General features: G+C 67.9%; 18 protein-coding genes and 1 pseudogene. 14 read left to right on the top strand and 5 right to left on the bottom strand.

Annotation, left to right across the window (positions count from 1 at the left end; genetic code table 11):
- Window positions 1–18: 18 nt before the first annotated feature.
- From ACFC02_RS08140 to ACFC02_RS08120, 5 genes are all read right to left on the bottom strand, one after another.
- Entirely contained in the window at window positions 19–2,394 is a 2,376-nt protein-coding gene (locus ACFC02_RS08140; protein WP_376353854.1) for a DNA topoisomerase, read from the bottom strand.
- Between the two features lie 216 nt (window positions 2,395–2,610).
- A complete protein-coding gene (locus ACFC02_RS08135) occupies window positions 2,611–3,135 on the bottom strand; it encodes a hypothetical protein (protein ID WP_376353851.1) in 525 nt (174 codons plus the stop codon).
- Window positions 3,132–4,286 carry a hypothetical protein gene (locus ACFC02_RS08130; protein WP_376353848.1) on the bottom strand — a complete coding sequence of 385 codons (1,155 nt, stop codon included), beginning with the start codon at window positions 4,284–4,286 and terminating at the stop codon, window positions 3,132–3,134. The genes ACFC02_RS08135 and ACFC02_RS08130 overlap by 4 nt, the downstream gene beginning before the upstream one ends.
- Window positions 4,283–4,690, bottom strand: a complete 408-nt coding sequence (locus ACFC02_RS08125) for a hypothetical protein (protein WP_376353845.1) — start codon at window positions 4,688–4,690, stop codon at window positions 4,283–4,285. The genes ACFC02_RS08130 and ACFC02_RS08125 overlap by 4 nt, the downstream gene beginning before the upstream one ends.
- Window positions 4,691–5,010: 320 nt before the next feature.
- Window positions 5,011–5,565: a hypothetical protein gene (locus tag ACFC02_RS08120; protein ID WP_376353842.1), complete on the bottom strand. Its 555-nt coding sequence runs from the start codon at window positions 5,563–5,565 to the stop codon at window positions 5,011–5,013.
- 654 nt (window positions 5,566–6,219) lie between these two features.
- Here ACFC02_RS08120 and ACFC02_RS08115 point away from each other — a divergent pair.
- The 14 genes and pseudogenes from ACFC02_RS08115 to ACFC02_RS08050 all read left to right on the top strand — a co-directional run bounded on the left by ACFC02_RS08115 (window position 6,220) and on the right by ACFC02_RS08050 (window position 14,251).
- Window positions 6,220–6,669, top strand: coding sequence for a homing endonuclease associated repeat-containing protein (locus ACFC02_RS08115; protein WP_376353840.1), 450 nt, complete (start codon window positions 6,220–6,222; stop codon window positions 6,667–6,669).
- Between the two features lie 837 nt (window positions 6,670–7,506).
- Window positions 7,507–7,950, top strand: coding sequence for a hypothetical protein (locus tag ACFC02_RS08110; protein ID WP_376353837.1), 444 nt, complete (start codon window positions 7,507–7,509; stop codon window positions 7,948–7,950).
- A 24-nt stretch (window positions 7,951–7,974) separates the two neighbouring features.
- Window positions 7,975–8,466 (top strand): hypothetical protein, encoded by a 492-nt coding sequence (locus tag ACFC02_RS08105; RefSeq protein ID WP_376353834.1) that lies wholly within the window; start codon window positions 7,975–7,977, stop codon window positions 8,464–8,466.
- A 63-nt stretch (window positions 8,467–8,529) separates the two neighbouring features.
- Complete coding sequence (locus ACFC02_RS08100) at window positions 8,530–9,804, top strand: hypothetical protein (protein WP_376353831.1); 1,275 nt, start codon at window positions 8,530–8,532, stop codon at window positions 9,802–9,804.
- Entirely contained in the window at window positions 9,801–10,103 is a 303-nt protein-coding gene (locus ACFC02_RS08095; protein ID WP_376353829.1) for a hypothetical protein, read from the top strand. The genes ACFC02_RS08100 and ACFC02_RS08095 overlap by 4 nt, the downstream gene beginning before the upstream one ends.
- Before the next feature lie 132 nt (window positions 10,104–10,235).
- Entirely contained in the window at window positions 10,236–10,367 is a 132-nt protein-coding gene (locus ACFC02_RS08090; RefSeq protein ID WP_376353826.1) for a hypothetical protein, read from the top strand.
- Entirely contained in the window at window positions 10,364–10,717 is a 354-nt protein-coding gene (locus ACFC02_RS08085; protein ID WP_376353824.1) for a hypothetical protein, read from the top strand. The genes ACFC02_RS08090 and ACFC02_RS08085 overlap by 4 nt, the downstream gene beginning before the upstream one ends.
- Window positions 10,718–10,827: 110 nt before the next feature.
- Window positions 10,828–11,049, top strand: coding sequence for a hypothetical protein (locus tag ACFC02_RS08080; RefSeq protein ID WP_376353822.1), 222 nt, complete (start codon window positions 10,828–10,830; stop codon window positions 11,047–11,049).
- Window positions 11,050–11,432: 383 nt separating this feature from the next.
- On the top strand, window positions 11,433–11,822 hold the full coding sequence (locus ACFC02_RS08075) for an HU family DNA-binding protein (RefSeq protein ID WP_376353820.1): 390 nt from the start codon (window positions 11,433–11,435) through the stop codon (window positions 11,820–11,822).
- A gap of 3 nt (window positions 11,823–11,825) precedes the next feature.
- Window positions 11,826–12,068 (top strand): annotated as a pseudogene (locus ACFC02_RS08070) (WhiB family transcriptional regulator); the annotation flags it as partial.
- A 214-nt stretch (window positions 12,069–12,282) separates the two neighbouring features.
- Window positions 12,283–12,570 carry a hypothetical protein gene (locus ACFC02_RS08065; RefSeq protein ID WP_376353985.1) on the top strand — a complete coding sequence of 96 codons (288 nt, stop codon included), beginning with the start codon at window positions 12,283–12,285 and terminating at the stop codon, window positions 12,568–12,570.
- Window positions 12,571–13,018: 448 nt separating this feature from the next.
- Window positions 13,019–13,246: a hypothetical protein gene (locus ACFC02_RS08060; RefSeq protein WP_376353818.1), complete on the top strand. Its 228-nt coding sequence runs from the start codon at window positions 13,019–13,021 to the stop codon at window positions 13,244–13,246.
- Window positions 13,239–13,994: a hypothetical protein gene (locus tag ACFC02_RS08055; RefSeq protein ID WP_376353815.1), complete on the top strand. Its 756-nt coding sequence runs from the start codon at window positions 13,239–13,241 to the stop codon at window positions 13,992–13,994. The genes ACFC02_RS08060 and ACFC02_RS08055 overlap by 8 nt, the downstream gene beginning before the upstream one ends.
- The gene (locus ACFC02_RS08050; RefSeq protein ID WP_376353812.1) at window positions 13,991–14,251 is read left to right on the top strand and encodes a hypothetical protein; all 261 of its coding nucleotides are present in this window, start codon (window positions 13,991–13,993) and stop codon (window positions 14,249–14,251) included. The genes ACFC02_RS08055 and ACFC02_RS08050 overlap by 4 nt, the downstream gene beginning before the upstream one ends.
- The last annotated feature ends 10 nt before the right edge of the window (window positions 14,252–14,261 follow it).

Below are 14,261 nucleotides of genomic sequence, written 5' to 3'. Positions count from 1 at the left end.
TCAGTGCTCGTTCGGGCGTCAGCTGAACAACGGCACGATCTTCTTCTTGCCGCCCTCTTCCTTCCAGGCGATCTTCGCGTCAAAGGTCTTGCCCTTGGCCGAGACGAACCCCGTGCCCTGGATGGTCTTGCCGGCTGCCAGTTCCTTGCGCTGCGCATCGGTGAAGGTCACCTGGCACCAGGACCGCGGTGGCTCGTCGCCAGAACCGAAGTCGGGGACGATCTTCTTGGCCTTCGCGTCCCAGCTGACCTTGCAACCGAAGGTCTTACCGGTCCGCGCGCTGACAAAGTTGTCGATCTCCAGCGCCTGGCCCGCCAAGAGCGCCGTGACCTCCGCCGGCGTGAACGTCCGGCCGGACCACTTCGTCGGCTTGTCCGGCACCTCCAGCTGGAATCCGACGAACTTGCGGCCCTTGAAGTCGCCGACGCCGAGCGCTCCGGTGGCCGTGAAGGGCTTGTCCGCCTTGTTCGTGGCCTCGAACGAGATCGTCTCGCCCGCCAGCAGCTTCGCCACCTCGTCATCGCTGAACTCGTGGCCCGACCAGATCTTTCTGAAGGCGACCTTCTTCGGCCCGCCCGGAGCGGCCTGCCACACACCCTCAACGCGCGTAGCGACCACCTGCTCCTTCAGGTCCAGCTCGGCGCGCATGGACGCGGCGTTCTTCGCCATCGTGGCGATGTCCTCGCGCACCCAGTCGGCGACGACGGCCAGGCGCTCCTCGGCCGTCGCCGTCCCGGCGGCGATGTCGCGCATGTCGGCGTAGACCCTCTCGGTGAGCCCGAGGTCGCCGATGCGCGTGCCCTGCAGGAGCCGCCAGCTCATCCCGCCGGCCTGCGCGAGCCTGAGTTTCCGGCCCTTCTCCGTCAGCAGCGGGTACTTCGCCTTGCCATTGGTGACCTCCGAGTACGTCGAGGTGCGGGTCGCGCCCGTGCCCACGTCGCGCTTCTCCAGCTGCTTCATCAGCCACTTCATCGTCGGATGCTCGGGGCGCTTGTTCGCACCTTCGAAGATGAACGGCTGCGCGATCTGGCCCAGGCCCTTGCTGGACTCGTTCTCGTCGCCTTCGGCCGTGTCGTCGCCGGCGTCCGGATCGAACACGGCCCGCCAGCCGGGGCTCTTGGGCACATTGGCGATGCCGACGAAGTCCGGGTATTTCTCCACGTGGCCCTTCTGCTGCTCGTAGAAGTAGTCCTCGGCGAGCATGGCCAGGTAGTTCTTCGCGAGCATCTCGTAGATGAGCCGTCCGGCCTTGCCGTACTTGTGCTCGACCTCGTCCAGCGAAGAAGGCACCTTCAGGCCTGGACGGTTCGCGCCGTGCGCGCCCTGGGGCTTCACGTGTGTGGACCGGGGCTGGCGGCGCGTCAGAAGCCCAGCGTCGACGCTGACCACGGCGGCGATCTTGTCGACCAGCGGGGCGAGGTCCTTGAACTGCTCGGGCGTGATCGTCTTGTCCTCCGTGCGCGGGTACGAGACGACCTGGTCCTCGTACATCTTCTGGTAGGTCGAGAGCGTCAGGTTCGCCTTCACACCCTTGCCGACGAGCATCGAGGACAAGGAAGCGAGGTCGAGCAGCTTCGGCGGGCCGGTCTTCCGGCCCGCCTTGCTGTCCAGGACGACAGGGGAGGGGCCGTACCGCTGTGGCACCTGGCCCTGCTGGTCGAACCGCGGCTCATCAGGGTTCGTGTACATGACGTCGTTCTCGTCGCGGAAGCGGTTCTGGAAGAACGGCCTCTTCACGTACGCGTCGTAGGCCTTTTGCTGGTCGCCGACGAGAGAGACCATCGCCGACTTCAGCCGGCCCTGGCGTAGCACAAGGTCCTGACCGGACTGGCGGCCCATCGCCGTGGCGATACGGGTGAACTGCATCGAGAGGAAGTCCCACTGCGAGCGGTACATCGCCTTGCGGTAATCGCCCTCGTCCTGCATGGACTTCACCGGCCGGCGCTGCTCGAAGGCCCTTTGGATTGACGCCTTCGACTCATCGGTGAACTCCATGCGGCTGAACTTCTTACCGTGGAAGCCGAGTTCGTCGATCGCCTCCCAGAAGAGCAGGTCGCCCTCGCCGGACGGATCCAGGTCCGTGGCGATGACGATCTCGGCACCGCGGCCGAGCGCCGCACGCAGAGCCTTGATGACGTCTGCGACGTTCTTCTGCGGCTCGCGCTTCCACGAAAGATCCTGCGGGTTCCACGGCAGATTGCCCAGGTCCCACTTCTGATAGGCGTCCGCGAGCGAGGAGTCCACCATCGCGTGCGGCTGGGCGAACTCGTAGAGATGACCCCTCAGGCTCGCCACCTCGTAGGCCGTGCCTTTGTAGCTGCCCCTCGTCCCACCGAGGGCGCTGGCCATGTTCCTCGCTGCGCTCGGCTTCTCTGCGACCACGATCGCAACCATGTCGACTCCTTCTCCTCGGCGACTCGGAAACGAGTACGAGCCTACTCGAAAAGGGTGATTGCATGAGAGTCTAAAGGGGACTGAAAGGGATTCGAATGGTGTAAGGATCATGCAAAGAAGGCCGGCGCCGGCACGCTGTTCGAGCAATCGCGGCTCGTGAAAAAAGAGAAGAACCCGAGGAGCTGTGCTTCTCGGGTCGCCATCTGCCGAGCGCTGTCACCGCCCAGTCGGCAACGCCACGCCGGGCCGGACGCGGTACACCCGCAGCACCTTGCCGAGAGTCTCGAGTCCCTCCGGGTGCTTCAGGCCTTCCTCCAGCTCCTTCAGTCGGATGGGCCGTACGCCGGCCACCTCGGCGACCTGCTTGCACGTGGCCTGACCCCTGAGCTTGATCAGCAGATCCGGCAGGTCCGCGGCGAGGTCCTCGAACATCCGGAACCTCTCCCGCTCGCCCATGCGCGTATGGCCGAGATGGACCGCGCCACAGTTCTCTTCGCACCAGTACCAGCTCGTCGACGCGTCTTCCCGGAGCTTCGCGGGGATCTCCTGCTCGCTCCGGTAGCGGCGTTTAAAGACCCACGTTCCTTCGCGCTGCGTCCGGCATCCGCGCGGCGCGTCCTCGGGGCACGAGGCCGGCGCGGCCATACCCGCACACCGCGGAGTGCAGTACAGGCCGAGGTACACCGGGTCCTGGGCGCGGAGGCCCAGACCCTTGCCGCACGTCTTGCTCGTCGTGGTCATCGAATCGGCCGTCCATCCCGCTCGCGTTCGAGCCTCAGCTGCTTCCTGGTCGCCTCCCGGGCCTTGTCCCGGAGGTAGATCGCCTCCTTGTGCGTGATCGGCGCGTCGTGGAGGTTGTGCGAGCCCCGCAGGAAGTTCTCCGTACGGTCGGCGATGGAGTACGCCAGCGCCTGCTCGATCACCGCGCTGGTCTGGCGCACCTCGCCCAACTCGTCGCGCAGCTTGCGCAGCAACGCGTCCCGCTCGCGTTCAGCGGCCTCGATGTTCGCCAGGCGTGCCACCACGCTGCCCAGCAGCGGGTCGCGGGAGCGGAACAGCTCGACGGCACGCTCGGTGGCAGGATCGGCGTCAAGGTGCAGGTCGAGCTGCGCTAGCAGGAACGCCGTCACCAGCGTGCCCTGGCTCAGCCGCTGGCTGAACTCCCGAGCAGCGCTGTCGCTCACGCCCAGCTCGCGGACTGCGGCGGCTCGCAACTGCTCGCGCAGCGCGTTCATAATGTTCTCGGGCAGTGCCTTGATGTGCGGCTGGCTCTGCACGCCGGCGAGCCGGAAGCCCGACTGGGGGAGCGTGGCGGTCTCGGCTGTGCTGCCCGAGCCACCCTGGAATGCCGCACTCTGCACCGCGTCCTGATGGTCGGTGAGCTGGAGCGAGCCGGGCGTTACATGCTCGGATTCATCCGGTGTGGCGACGACGTCGTGAGAAGTGACTTCCGCCGCGGCAGCGTCCTCGACGTCTGGCTGTGCCCCGGGAGCCGGAACAGCATCGGCCGCACCGCCCGGGAGCACCCCGGCAGTTCCTCCCTGTCCACCGCCGTCACCACCACGCTGGTTGGATCCGCCGGCCCGCTCGGAGTCGCCGGCGCCGCGCTCGTAGTCCGGCTCCAGGTCCAGGCGATCCTCTGCGCCGTCCTCATCGAGATCAGCCTGCAGACCTTCAACCTCGGGTTGTAAGTCGACGTCACCGGCCTCATCAAGCTGCGCCTCCGGCTGGGGCGTTGCCACCTCAGACTCAGGCTGTGTCGCCTGAACCCGGACGCGCTTGAGCTCCTCGCTCCCGCCGCGCCGGTAGGCGTCGAGGAAGGACGTGTCCACCTCCATCACCTCGGCGGTGGGTGTGGCCGCTTCCAATATCTCTGCGAAGTCCCGGCTCATACGAGCTCACCGTCCTCGTCGTCCAGAAGGTAGTTGTCGCCGCGGGTGAGCCCGATGAGGGAGTCGAAGCCCGTGGTGACGACGCGCTCGAGGTTCGCCGAGTTCTTCGCCAGCGCCGCGACCTGATCGACAAGCTCGTTGAGCCGAGCAATCTCCAGGGTCGGCAGGTCGTAGTCGAGGTTCTCGCGCCGGATCTTCTCGACCACCGCCTCGGCCACGTATTCGTTCACCGAGGAGAACCCGCGCTTGTCAGCCCAGTACTCCGCGCGCTGCTTGTCGTCCAAACTCAGCCGGACGAACATGCCCTGGCGGCCACTACTCCTGCCCCGCTTCGTGCCCGACGGCTTCTTCTTCGTGCCGTGCACGGGCTGAGTCGTCTTCTCCGACGCCTGCGTGGTGGCCATGCGCGGCTTCTCCCCACGTTATTAGACTGATCTATGAAGACACCGTATCAGCCGCTACTGAGTAAGCTGTATCTACTCCTTGAGTCTGTACTCTCCGAGTCAGGGCTCGAACGTCAGTTGAGTCGCAGTCTCACCCGGCCGGTTTCCCTCCTGGCGACGCATCACCGCAGTGAGTGGCCCTGCCCGATTTCCTTCCCTGCGCCCTCGATCGGAGTCGCCTGCTGCGGACCACACCCACCTTCGCGTAACGACGAGAAGAGAAGAGGACCCGGTTCGGCACGTCACATCGGGTTCTCTCCTGTACCGGATGGGATTCCCGCTCAGGAGCCAGGCGTGGGAGTCGATATCGCATTCGTTGTGCAGTCGATCATTCCCTGGGTGAACCTCGGTGACTGCCAGATCGTCTTGTCCTTGTCGTTCGACAGGTGCTCGACGATCGACCCGGCACCCAGAGCCGCGCCGCCGGCCAAGAAGTGCAGCGTCTTCTGGCTGAAGCCCGCGCTGTACACCAAGGTCGACAGGCACTTGCCGGCCGCTGCGTAGGTCTTCCGCTGACCCTCGTCCCGAGCGTACGAGGAGAACATGGAGATCAGACCCTTGATGAGCTCGATGGACGAGTTGACAGGCTGATCCGCACGGATCGGGTAAGCCGGCTTCAGGTCCAGCTTGGCCCCCGCGGGCTTCGACGTCACCGTCGGCGCCGTGTAACTCTGCGACGTAGGAAGGTTGTTGCCACTCGGTGGCACAGTCATGTCGACGCACGCGTCGAAGTCCTCGCGCAGCGACCGTGAGACCAGAAGTGCGGCATCGTCTCTGCTCGCCTCGTCCAGACCGTCAATGACCGACCCGGTGTTGTCGTCGCCGGTCTTGGCCAAGTAGACCAGCGCCAGTTACGACATACCGGCCTTCCGCACGGCGGCAGCCAAACAGTCCCCTCCGTCCTTACCGGAGCCGTTGGCTTCATGGAGGACAAGCTTGTCCAGCGCCTCACCGAGGGCCTTGCCGGAGACCTCGGCGGTGCTCGAAGTCGGCCTCGGAGTGGATGGCGGCTGTGCCCCGGTTGAGCCGTTGCCGGAACATCCGACGAGGGCAACCCCCGCGGCCACAACCGATGTTGCAGCAGAGACCCCCGCCCTCCTCGTCCCCCAGGTCTTCGCCATCTCTTCCCTCGCCTCTCCTGTCGACATCCAGTCCTGTTGGATCGACTGGTCTTTGAGGCGCTCTATCTGAGCGCCTATTGAGTAACGGTTGTCGATGAGTCAGAATGCCGCAAGGAGAGAGGGGGGAAGAGAGCACGCCGTACGGGGCTCGGGCACGCAGGGTGCCTGCGGGTCTATCTGGCGCTTGAGGATCAACGGAGTTGATCCGGAGGGCTCTGTGACACGTCATGCGCGTGTCGGCTGCGGGTGGCCTCCCTGGCGGGCGGCTGTTCGTTGGCTCCTCGCCCCACCCCGCGAGGGACTGCTCACCATGACTGCTCTTGCTTCTGCACCGGCCACCACCGGCGAGACCGGGAGATAGGACCGATCATGACTGTGACTACTGTGCACATCCCTGCGCCCACGAAGGCCGGGCCGGTCGTCTACACCGACCAGCAACTCCTGTACGTGCTTGTCCGCCTGGCGCAAGGGGAGGGAACCCTGGGGCGTCGCACCTTCGCGCGGCGCCGCAGGGGCACCGATCCATCAGCTTCGCTCTACGAGCGTCGCTTCGGCAGCTGGAACTGCGCGCTGGAACTCGCGGGCCTCGCCGTGAACGAACAACCCCAGCAGCTCCAGACTGTGACGACGAAGTGGACCCAGGAGCAGCTCATTGCCGCGATCCGGCAGTGCCTGAGGGAGACGGGATCCACGACGCTAGCGGCCTATGAGACATGGCGTAAGAATCCGGCGGACCTGACGGGCGATGTCCCGCCGGCCACCACCATCCGCTTCCGTATGGGCAGCTGGTCGCGGGCCGCGCGGCTGGCTTGTGGCTGAGTTCCATCGGCATCGGCGTCACCGTTCGATCCCCGAATGGGGCGCTGAACCGCAAGAATCGGGAAGGGAAACCGTTATGCAAACCGAAAAGCGGCCTCTCACGGGTCTCCGCGTACGAGTAGAGTGAAGGGTGAGGCTGTGTATGGGATCGCCAGGGTCCGCTATGGGGATGGTCACAAGCATTCTGGCCATTATGAGGTGGAGCGTGTCTCGGCTCCCCCTATTCTGGTTCCGTTCGGGGGTGTCGAACCGGGACCGAACGCCGGTCAGATGCCGACTGGGGTGGAATTTCCGGATCTTAGTGTTCCCTATCGCCCGCTGTTCGTTGAGCCGGGAGTCAAAGAGACCTCCGCCAGGGTCTCTGGTGCAAACGTCATCTTCCCCGGAAACATGGATAGGCTCCGGGAACTGATCGCGCTTGTCCAGCCGGGCTGGATCGTGCACTGGACCAGTCACGAGGCCAACGGATTCCGGGGGCGACTGAGCGTTGCCGGAGTCAGTGAATCCGAAGTGAGGATGAATCCAGTCGAGGGAGCGACGAGCCGGTACACATGGCCACTGGAAGGTGACGATTTCATCATTGAGGATACTGCCATCACCACGTACAAGGCTGACCATGCATACTGCGGCGGCCGAGCGTCCACGCTGGCGCTGCGGTTCGAAGTGCCGCGCTACCCCGGAGGTCAACGGAGTTGATCCCAAGAGCTCTACGGCACGTCATGCGCGCGTCGGATGGACGCTGCGCTCTCTCTACGAGCGTGCCGTGCGTAAGGGAAAATATGCAATTCGGGAAAAAGGGGGGGGCGTAATTCAATGCCAAGGATTACCGAGGTGGGCATGGATGGCGACCTTCCTGGTACGCGATGGGCCCGCGAGGCGAAGACGCAGATGAACATGGACGCTGCGGAGCCAGGCATCCACAGGTTCAAGTGGCTGCCGTTCTATGAGGGTTACGCCGGAATGTGCGTGTGTGGGTTCCGGACGCCGCGGCCCACGTACGAGCATATAGGTGACCTGACCAGGCTCATCTGGGAGCACCTGGAACGGGACGTCTTCCCGCCGGTCGATGAGGCCCTGCTGCTGAAGGCAGCTCAGTTGACCAAGCTCGGCGGCCTGATCGGCTACCACCGCCTGGTCGAGGCGACCGCAGAGCACGGCATCCGGCACGTGGGCTGGCTCGTCGCCGGGACGCGCGGATCGATGCGCCTCAAGGACGGCGCGGAGTTCGGCGCCTTCCAGGGCTCGTGGATCAAGTTCAGCGCCGAAAAGCAGGAGGGCTGAACGGGGCAGTCGTCGGCTACACCTATGCAGACGACGATCTCTGCCCCCCTGCACGCGGTCGGACGGATGCGAGCGAACGGCGTCAAGGTCGTCCACAGCAGTGGGCAGGACGAGGCCGTCCGACGGGCCGCAGAGCGGGTCGGAATCGACTACAGCGACGAGCATTCCTACGACCTCAGCGGCTTCCCGAGACGATCACCAACCAAGCTGCCGACCCAGGTGCAGGAGGACAGCATCCGGGAGGCCCTCCGCTTCCTGCACCTCCAGTGCACCGCACACGGCACGTTCGATGACGACGGGCAGCTGGGGCTGTCCGACTCCACCTTCCGGCTCACCGGTGGCCAGCTCGCGCCAGTGGGCGAGACCGCCCGGCTTCGCGCCGGCCCCGCCCACTGGCGCGAGCGCGCTGCCCGTCTGGTTCACATGAACGACCTCACGATGAGCGAGTCCCGGCACAAACTCCAGACCCTCGCCGCCGTCCTGCACACGGCCAGCGATCACGCCCCCGACCGCTGACTCCCATGAGCGCCCACGAAGCGCTCCTGATCCATCAACTGTCCCTGAAGGGAGGTGAACCCCATGCCGCAGCGAGTCCGTGTGCCGCTGCGCATCGTCATCGGCTTCTACAGCGACGCCGCGGTGTCCGTGTACACGAAGGTCGCTGCTCTGGAGCGGCGCGAGACCGGCTGCGAGGCGGGGGTCGCCTACCTCTCCGCGCTCCTCGGCATATCCCGGTCGACCGTGGAGCGGGCCCTGACCCAGCTGATGCGCCCGGCCCCGGACGACGATGTCGTCGAGGTCACCAGCTACCGGCGCACGCTGTCCGGCGGCACCGGGACGACGGCCGTACGCCGCGTGCGCGCAGCCAGCCGGGCCGAGCACGGCGCGTGGGTGCCGACCCGGGCGGCCGAGGCGCTCAACCCCCGCCAGCTGCGCGCCTATGCAGCCCTCGCGTACGCCACGGCAACCGGCCACCGCGTCACCCTTGCCGAACTGGGTCAGGTGCTGCGGCACCGGTCTGGGAAGAACGCCGGCCAGCCCCTCGATCCACGCTCGGTGCGCCGTATCCTCCGGGCCCTCGAAGACCTGGGGTGGATCAGCGTCGACCGACGGGCGGGGTACCGCGGCCGCCACCTCTACACCGTGAACGACGAGCCGGTGCGGGCCCCTCTCACTGCGGATCTTGATGGGGGATCGGGTGCGGATCTTGGTGAGGGGTCCCTTGCGTCTAGGGAACACCACCTGACTGACTCACCGGATGATCCGCCCGCTGCCGCCTTGGACATCCGCCGTAGGCGAGAGCAGGTAGTAGCACGAGGCCCTGTGGAAAACCCGACGGAGCCGCCGCCGGTTCGCCGCGGGTACGCAGGTCCCGAGCTGACCCTCGCTCCGCGGATCTGGCGAGTCCTCGAACCTGTCCACGAACTGCTGCCGGGGCTGTCGCCGTACGTGGTCCGCGAGGTGGCGCGGGCGGTCGGACGGCAGCTGGACGAGGGGCAGGAGCTGGAACGCGTCCGGCAGCGCCTCGGCCACCGGTACGCCGCCGCGCTGATGTCCGCCGAGCCGATCCGCGACCCGGGCCGGTGGCTGCTGGGTGCGGCCGTCGTACGACGCGGCTGTGGGCTCACCGGCTGCGAGTCCGGCCGGATCTGGCGCACCGGCGCCCCCTGCGAGGTCTGCGCCCACCTCCGCGCCGTGGACGGCCAGCGGCCGGCCTGCCAGCCCTCCGGTCCCCGGCCCCCCAGCCGCTGGCACGAGTGCGAAGCCTGCGGCGCCCCGTCCCGCCAGCCGCTCACCAGCGGCCTGTGCCAGCCCTGCCGACTGCCCACCGACCTGCTGAGGAGCATGCGATGACGGACGTGCCACGCCCGGCCACAGCGCAACTGTTCGACCTCGCCGCGGTTAGCCGGCCGGACTGGTCGGTCGACCAGCTCCGCGACGTCCTCGCCCAGGCCCGCACCGAGGATATGACCTGGGGCCGCGTCCTGGTCGCCGTCGCCCAGATGATCGCCGACCCCGGCGCCGAGCCGCCCGACCTGCTCGCCGCCCACCCGGAGCCGTGGCGCCTGCGCCGGCGCCTCCCCGGGCCCGAGGCCGCACACCGCGGGGCCGCCGCCGTACGCGCGGCCCTCCAGAATCCCGAATCCGACTGACCGAAGGGAGGCGATGGCGATGACCGCACTGCTGCACATCAGCCGTCGCACCACCCAGCACCACCCCTTGCCCGCGTCAACACCTGGCGGGCCACCTTCCGGCTGCGCCACTCCCAGCGCGCCCTCCTCGCCGTGTGCGACCGCCATTTCCACGAGGCCCATCCTGCGCCCGAGCACCGCTGGCCGCCGGACGTGCTCGCCGCCTACCGGCGGCTCATGGACGACGTCCGCGCCTGCTGCCACCCCGCCGGCGGCGCAGCATGAGCACCGCCGCCCCCGTTGAGCACACCGCCGACGAGTCGCTCCGGATCGTTCTGCGGGAGGACCTGCGGCGCGTCGTCGGCCGCGACGTCGCCGAGGTTCGGATCACCCGAGTGGTCTGGGACACCGGCTACCGCTGGTGCGCTCTGGCGCTCGCCGTCGACCCCAACCTTCCCTTTGGGCACCGTGAGGTGCCGCTCGACGCCGACCGGCGCGAGAAGATCGTCCGGCTGATCCAGAAGGCGTTCCCGCGGGCGGACTGGGCCCGCGCACAGGACTACGACGTCAAGACCGGGACTCTGCGCGAGCACCAGGTCGAGCTGCCCGCCTGCCTGGGAGGTGGCGAGCAGTGAGCGGCCACGTCATCAAGGCCGGGGTCGACCACCAGTAGGCCGCCCGGCAGGTCCGGCAGCTGCCCGGCCAACGGGTGCTCACCGGGACGTACAGCAGTGGCGCCAGCGCCATGTCCGCGTCGCTCCGGGTGCGGACCGGTGAGGGCATCCCCGCCTACCAGCCCGCCAGCTCCTTCCGCGAGCGCGCCCAGGTCACGCAGGACGGCGTCGACCTGTGGGTCTGCTACGTGGCCCCGGCCGAGCGGGCCACACAGGACTACCGGTCGTCCCTCGCCGGTTGCCTGACCAAGTCCCTGGACGACTTCTCCCAGCCCTTCGACAGGTCCGAATGACCGCGCCCAGCTTCGTCCGCCGCTGGCGTACCCGGCGAGGGACGCCCAGGCCAACCGGCTCCGCGTCCAGCTGGCCGCCGCAGCGCGCAACCGCGCCCTGGAACAACGTCTCGCCGACCTCCAGGCCGTGAACGAAGGCGCCCACCGCGAAGCGCGCGAGCACACCGTGGGCGCTCGGTTCGCTTCCGACCAGCCCTTCGGCAGCACGCCCGCCGCCTCGACTCGTACGAGCGCCGGCACATGAGACTCGCCCGCCGCCCGGATGACACCGGCCCGGCGGCGGGCGGCACCACCAAAGGAGAAGGCCATGGTCTGCCCCTTCTGCAAGAGGGGCTATCCCTACATCTGCCCGCGCCCCGCATCACACCTGCCAGGAGCACCTCGTGAAGAAGCCCACGCCCGTTGACGCCCGCCTGACCACCAGTCGGCTGATCGCAGTCATTGCCGCCGACTGCGATATCCCGCTCCCGAAGGCTCACGAGGTCGTGATGGCCACGTTCGACGTGATCGCTCGCGCCGCGGCTGGCGGCCACGACGTGGCGGTCACCAACTTCGGCACCTGGCTGTCGTACCCCGCGGCTCCGCGGAAAGCCCGCGACCCGAGGACCGACAAGCCGGTCTGCGTGCCCGCCCACCAGAGGGTCCGCTTCCGCGTCTCCCCGCACCTGATGGACGCCGTCCGTCGCCGCGACCCCGAGGCAACCATCCGCAAAGCCCCGAAGGGCAGCAAGACGCCCGCTGCGGCCGCCACGACGACGCCCGCAGCGGAGTGAGCCATGGCCTGCACCAGAGCCGTCCCCGACACCGCGGTCCGCCGTCTCGACTGGATGGAACAGATGGCCTGCCGCGACGTCGACCCCGAGGTGTTCGAGGACGAGGACCAGGAGCATGAGGCGCGCACCATCTGCATCGCGCGCTGCCCCGTCCGCTCCCAGTGCCTCGCTCGCGTGAAGACGGTGGAGCACGGCCTGCACCGCCATCAGCGTGACGGAGTCGTGGCGGGCCTCACCTACGTGGAGCGACACCGCCTCGACGCCGACGCCTCACATCACCAGGGCGACGCCGAACTGGTGAACTTCGACGGCACCTCGCGCTGCTGCGGCACTTGTGGCTGGACGAGCCGATCGACTCCAAGTGCTGGAGCGGCAAGGTCAAGCGCGACCGGAAGAACCGCGGCGCCGCCGAACCCGACTGCGGGGCCCCACGCCGGGCGCCGGCGCGGTCCCGGCCCGCGTGCTCCACCCGCAGCAGCCCAGGGCCCCAGCCATTGGGACCGCGCAGGAGCGCCGGATCTACGCCCTGTGGGCGTCCGGTGTCAGCGACGTGGACATCGCCCGGTGCATGGCCCTCAGCGTCCCGGCCGTTCAGCGTGTCCGCGCGCTTCAGTCGGCCGTCGCGCGCCTCGGACGCCGCGTCGACGGAATCCGGCGCCAGTTGGACCTGCCGGGCGTCGTGCCGCAGCCGCTCACGCTGGAGCAGAAGTGGCGCACCCTGACCCGTTCGCTGGAGGCGGTCATCTGAAGTGGTGCGGCGAGCGCGTCGGAGCGGTCAGCACCCGGTCATGCGGTACAAGGAGCGGTCGTACAGCCCCGCCGGGATCGCCTTCACCCTCCACTCCGGGCGGCAGCCCCGCGGCTACATGAAGTCCGAATGCGGCGTGCAGCACTGCGCCGCACCGGCCCACGTAGAGACGAACCCGGCCGGCTCCGTCTGCGCGAGCCGCTGCGCCGCGTCCTCGGAGGCCGAGAACGCAAGGACCATGGTGTGCACGGACACGACCTTGCTGCACACGGTCGATTCACACCCGACAGGCGTACTGCCTACTGCGAGGCATGCAAAACCGAGGGGCAGCAGGCAGAGCGCGAGACGCCAGCGTGAGCTTCCAACCTCCGCTCTTCGACTGCCCGTACGGCAGCTGCGACGACTTCGCCTACCGCCCCTGCGTGCGTCCCGCTGGAGGTGGCACCTGATGGCCGTCCTGACCACACATCAGGTCATGATCGTCGCCGCGCTCGGCGGGTTCACCACCTTGCTCGGCCTGGTGCTGGTGACCGGCCTCGGGCTCGCCGTCCATGCCGTCACCGCCCGCGCCACCATTGCGCTCGACGCCTACCGCGAACGCTGCCGAGACCTTGCCGACTGCCGGGCCATCGCCGCGCTCGGCACCACCACCCACCCGAAGGAGCCCTGTGGCTGACATACGTACCTTCCCGCATACCTTCATCGTCCAGCGGAACGAGGACGTCACCGGCATCTCCGGCGAGGGCATCGTCGCCGAGGGCGTCTGCTTTTCCGATGGCTGGGCCGTCACCCACTGGCTGGACCGGCCGCCGATGAACGAGCCGAAGACCGAGGTGTGGCACAACCCGGGGACGGAGCCGTTCGAGAAGATCAGCGGCCACGGCGGTCGAACCCACATCGTGTGGGCCGACGAGGACCAGGCGCACGGCAAGCTCGCGGCCGACGTCGCCGAGGCATCCGATGTTCCCGGCGGGGTCGTTGGTCCCGAGGGCGAGCGCGAAGTCCTACGCCGCCGGATCAAGCGAGCGATCCAGTCGGTTCAGGACGGTGAGGCGGCACCGGTCGAGGCCGGTGACGACCGGATCGTCCAGGCCGTCATGCCCATCATCGAACGGCTCCAGCAGGAACGCGACCGCGCCCGAGCGGCCGCGGTGCGGGCATACCGGCTGGCCGACCGCTGGGAGGCCGCACACGGCTCGGCCATGTTCCTCGTACGGGTCGCTGGTGCCGAGCTGCGCTACGAGCTGGGCGGCGACGAGTTCGAAAGCCCCTCGGTGCTGCCCGCGCTCACCGAGGCCATCCGCTACCAAGACGCCACGACCGCCCGCGCGCAGCGATCTCCTGGCCGGACTGATGGATCAGGCGAAGACTCCACTCAGCCGCCTCGTCATCGCACTGGTAGCCATTCACGCGCTACCAGGTGAAGAGCTTCGGATTTGGACCACCAATCTCAACCCTGCCCGCCGTCGCCGCCGCGCTCCTCGGCCGGCGCCGCGTCCACGGCAACATCACAGAGGCCGACCAGCTGCTCACCGAGCAGTCCGAGACCGCGTACGCCACCGCCGCCGACCACGCCGCGCTGGCCACCTCGAAGAACCACGCCGGGCTGCACGTCCAGCGCGCCGTCCTGGACGTCCGCAGCCGGATCCTCGCTGACGTCTCTACCTCGAAGGCGTCCTGACCGGCGCCCG

Origin of the sequence: Streptomyces sp. NPDC056160, from assembly GCF_042268205.1 — a bacterium.
Lineage (GTDB): Bacteria > Actinomycetota > Actinomycetes > Streptomycetales > Streptomycetaceae > Streptomyces.
Note: the sequence above shows the minus strand (reverse complement) of the source record. Positions and strands in the feature narration are given on the sequence as shown.

What these genes read in the sequence shown, in the direction of transcription:
- ACFC02_RS08140 (WP_376353854.1), bottom strand. Translation starts at nt 2,394, where the DNA reads ATGGTTGCGATCGTGGTCGCAGAGAAGCCGAGCGCAGCGAGGAACATG.
- ACFC02_RS08135 (WP_376353851.1), bottom strand. Translation starts at nt 3,135, where the DNA reads ATGACCACGACGAGCAAGACGTGCGGCAAGGGTCTGGGCCTCCGCGCC.
- ACFC02_RS08130 (WP_376353848.1), bottom strand. Translation starts at nt 4,286, where the DNA reads ATGAGCCGGGACTTCGCAGAGATATTGGAAGCGGCCACACCCACCGCC.
- ACFC02_RS08125 (WP_376353845.1), bottom strand. Translation starts at nt 4,690, where the DNA reads ATGGCCACCACGCAGGCGTCGGAGAAGACGACTCAGCCCGTGCACGGC.
- ACFC02_RS08115 (WP_376353840.1), top strand. Translation starts at nt 6,220, where the DNA reads ATGACTGTGACTACTGTGCACATCCCTGCGCCCACGAAGGCCGGGCCG.
- ACFC02_RS08110 (WP_376353837.1), top strand. Translation starts at nt 7,507, where the DNA reads ATGGATGGCGACCTTCCTGGTACGCGATGGGCCCGCGAGGCGAAGACG.
- ACFC02_RS08105 (WP_376353834.1), top strand. Translation starts at nt 7,975, where the DNA reads ATGCAGACGACGATCTCTGCCCCCCTGCACGCGGTCGGACGGATGCGA.
- ACFC02_RS08100 (WP_376353831.1), top strand. Translation starts at nt 8,530, where the DNA reads ATGCCGCAGCGAGTCCGTGTGCCGCTGCGCATCGTCATCGGCTTCTAC.
- ACFC02_RS08095 (WP_376353829.1), top strand. Translation starts at nt 9,801, where the DNA reads ATGACGGACGTGCCACGCCCGGCCACAGCGCAACTGTTCGACCTCGCC.
- ACFC02_RS08085 (WP_376353824.1), top strand. Translation starts at nt 10,364, where the DNA reads ATGAGCACCGCCGCCCCCGTTGAGCACACCGCCGACGAGTCGCTCCGG.
- ACFC02_RS08080 (WP_376353822.1), top strand. Translation starts at nt 10,828, where the DNA reads ATGTCCGCGTCGCTCCGGGTGCGGACCGGTGAGGGCATCCCCGCCTAC.
- ACFC02_RS08060 (WP_376353818.1), top strand. Translation starts at nt 13,019, where the DNA reads ATGGCCGTCCTGACCACACATCAGGTCATGATCGTCGCCGCGCTCGGC.